The following is a 2,401-nucleotide window of genomic DNA, read 5'->3' as shown; positions in this document are numbered from 1 at the left end:
CTTTTCCCCTGTTTGTCGCCTCCTTAAATATGTACCACATCCACAAGGCTTTGTAAAACCCGGCTTAGGCACACAAAATAATCCGGCTGCCTGGGCCGGATCATGTTGAGCTGAGGTAGCTTGTACAAATACCTCTTCGATCAGGTCAGCTCCTGCTTCATCCTGGTAATAAGTCAACAGGGCACTGGTGTCCAGCACGTATTTTTTGATGTCACTCATTTACTTTCCGTTCCTTTTCCCGGTACTTCATCAGTAAACCGAGCAAATCCTTTCCCTTTCCAGCACCCCGGAAAAGTTTACCCGGTTCAGCTGGCAAAGGAATTATTTTTATCTCCCCGCCCTGGTCGATCCAGGCTATGCGCGTCCCTTCCCGAATATTATAGCGTTCCCTAATCCCGGCTGGAATAACGGTCTGGTAACGGTGACTGACAGTGGTTTTAATGATCTTTCTTGTGTTCAAACAAACACCTCCCTTTCCTTACAGTATACAAGACATATATTCCCATACAAGACAGAATGTATCCAAAACCTAAAAGTAAACCCACATCTTATGTTGTAAATCCAGGTTGGTTATTCCCCCAGCACTTTAATAATGACCCTTTTCCGCCGACGGCCATCGAATTCAGCATAATAAACCTGCTGCCAGGGGCCCAGGTCAAGCCTTCCGCTGGTCACCGGGAGGATCACCTGGTGGTGGACCAGGATACTCTTCAGATGGGCGTCGCCGTTGTCTTCTCCGGTGCGGTGGTGCAGGTAATCCGGACCAAAGGGGGCCAGCTTCTCCAGCATATTGTCGATGTCCTGGATAATCCCCTCCTCGGCATCATTGACATAGATCCCGGCGGTAATGTGCATGGCCGAGACCAGCACCAACCCCTCCTTAATACCGGACTTTTTGACCGCCTCCTCCACCTGAGAGGTTATATTGATGTACTCCCTCCGGCGGGCAGTGTTGAACCAGAGGTACTCGGTGTAAGACTTCATGGTCACAGCTCCCTAAGAAAATTTTTGTTCCGCAAATTAAACGGGAAATTAAAGGTGGCATCCAATGTGGAAATGGCTGATGTAAGCAGCAGCACGTGAAACAGTTCTCCACAGGATGAGCGAGAGCTCCTTCAAGGTGCTGACGTCAACCATACGTCGGCATTCTTCCGGGTCTGGTCCTTTTCTTCCAACCCAACTCTTTTTTCAGTTCCTCGTAAACATGAAACACAATTGGACAGATGGCATAATTATTATTACCCTGATCAACCGGAAAACAAAACCCTTCTTGTGCAAGTGAGGATAACTCCTGCAATCACCGGGACGGTATGAATATTGCTCTTGAGCTATTGGATTGAAAATATCGGTTTTATACTGTAAGCTAAACATAGAGGTGAACCTTATGGAAAACATCATTAATGTGGAAAATGCCAGGCGAATTCTGGGGGATTTGATCAGCCGGGTAAACGAAAATAAACAACCGGTAGTCATCACCCGGCGCTCGAAGGAAAAGGCCATTCTTCTGGATTATGATGAGTACGTACGATTGAAAGCCCTGGCCGAAAAGGCAAAGGAAGACCGGTTAATCGAAGCCCTGGAGAAGATCCAGCAAGCAGTCGCCGAAGCCGGTATTTCCTATGAAGCAGTCACCGAAGCCATTCGCGAGGTTCGTTCCAGATGAAAGTCGTTATGGCTACAAATATACTGGTATCAATTATCGGTTGGACTGGTCGGTCCCCCGCACCGGTTGCTAAAAGCATGTATAGGGGGAAAACTAAAGCTTTTTATCAGCCCGGCTTTGATCGAAGAATTGATCCTGGTTATAGCCCGCCCGAAGCTTAAAGTGGTCGCCGCTCATCCTGATTTGCCCCGGATAATATCCTGGTTGTGCCAACCGGAACGTCTAATTATCCCCCGGCAGCAGCTAAATGTCATCACGGAAGATCCCGCCGACAACAGGGTTCTCGAGTGTGCACTGGAGGCAGGCGCCGGGGCCATCGTTTCCGGCGACGAACACCTGCTGGCTTTGAAAATCTTTTCTGGCATCCCCATCTTGAAGGCTACCGAAGCATGCCGGGCCTGGAAATTGCCTGACTAAAACCGGACCCGGGCTTTTCCCGGTTCTGTGGTTCGAGAAGGGTGTGCTCCCATTTGCCTGCACTGTTTACCTGCACCCGGGGAGGAATAAAAATGCTTCTCGAGAGCGAAAAAATTATCAGTGAAATTAAACGCCATGTCCAGGACCGGCCACAGGTGGCCGTGGCCTATTTGATGGGGTCTTATGCCGGGGGCACGGCCACCCCTTTGAGTGATGTGGATGTGGGCATCGGCCTTTACCCCTCCCTGTGCCCGAACACAGACGACGCCCTGGATCTGGCAGCGGCACTGGAATACTCCCTGACGGAGGCGCTTTTTCCCG

General features: G+C 50.0%; 5 protein-coding genes and 1 pseudogene. 3 read left to right on the top strand and 3 right to left on the bottom strand.

Features of this window, described 5'->3' with window-relative positions:
• The 3 genes and pseudogenes from ACPLUI_RS13920 to ACPLUI_RS13910 all read right to left on the bottom strand — a co-directional run.
• Positions 1 to 219 (bottom strand): annotated as a pseudogene (locus ACPLUI_RS13920) (hypothetical protein); the annotation flags it as partial.
• Positions 212 to 460 carry an AbrB/MazE/SpoVT family DNA-binding domain-containing protein gene (locus ACPLUI_RS13915; RefSeq protein ID WP_424660844.1) on the bottom strand — a complete coding sequence of 83 codons (249 nt, stop codon included), beginning with the start codon at positions 458 to 460 and terminating at the stop codon, positions 212 to 214. The pseudogene ACPLUI_RS13920 and the gene ACPLUI_RS13915, both read right to left, overlap by 8 nt.
• 110 nt (positions 461 to 570) lie before the next feature.
• Positions 571 to 984, bottom strand: coding sequence for a secondary thiamine-phosphate synthase enzyme YjbQ (locus tag ACPLUI_RS13910; RefSeq protein WP_424660843.1), 414 nt, complete (start codon positions 982 to 984; stop codon positions 571 to 573).
• 400 nt (positions 985 to 1,384) lie between these two features.
• Between ACPLUI_RS13910 and ACPLUI_RS13905 the strand changes: the two genes are divergently transcribed.
• The 3 genes from ACPLUI_RS13905 to ACPLUI_RS13895 all read left to right on the top strand — a co-directional run.
• Positions 1,385 to 1,663 carry a type II toxin-antitoxin system Phd/YefM family antitoxin gene (locus ACPLUI_RS13905; protein WP_034635053.1) on the top strand — a complete coding sequence of 93 codons (279 nt, stop codon included), beginning with the start codon at positions 1,385 to 1,387 and terminating at the stop codon, positions 1,661 to 1,663.
• Between the two features lie 66 nt (positions 1,664 to 1,729).
• The gene (locus tag ACPLUI_RS13900) at positions 1,730 to 2,080 is read left to right on the top strand and encodes a putative toxin-antitoxin system toxin component, PIN family (RefSeq protein WP_424660842.1); all 351 of its coding nucleotides are present in this window, start codon (positions 1,730 to 1,732) and stop codon (positions 2,078 to 2,080) included.
• Positions 2,081 to 2,172: 92 nt separating this feature from the next.
• Positions 2,173 to 2,401, top strand: a 229-nt coding sequence (locus ACPLUI_RS13895) for a nucleotidyltransferase domain-containing protein (RefSeq protein ID WP_424660841.1), incomplete at its 3' end; no start/stop codon positions are given.

It is taken from the genome of Desulfofundulus sp. (genome assembly GCF_049701015.1).
Classification (GTDB): domain Bacteria; phylum Bacillota; class Desulfotomaculia; order Desulfotomaculales; family Desulfovirgulaceae; genus Desulfofundulus.
Note: the sequence above shows the minus strand (reverse complement) of the source record. Positions and strands in the feature narration are given on the sequence as shown.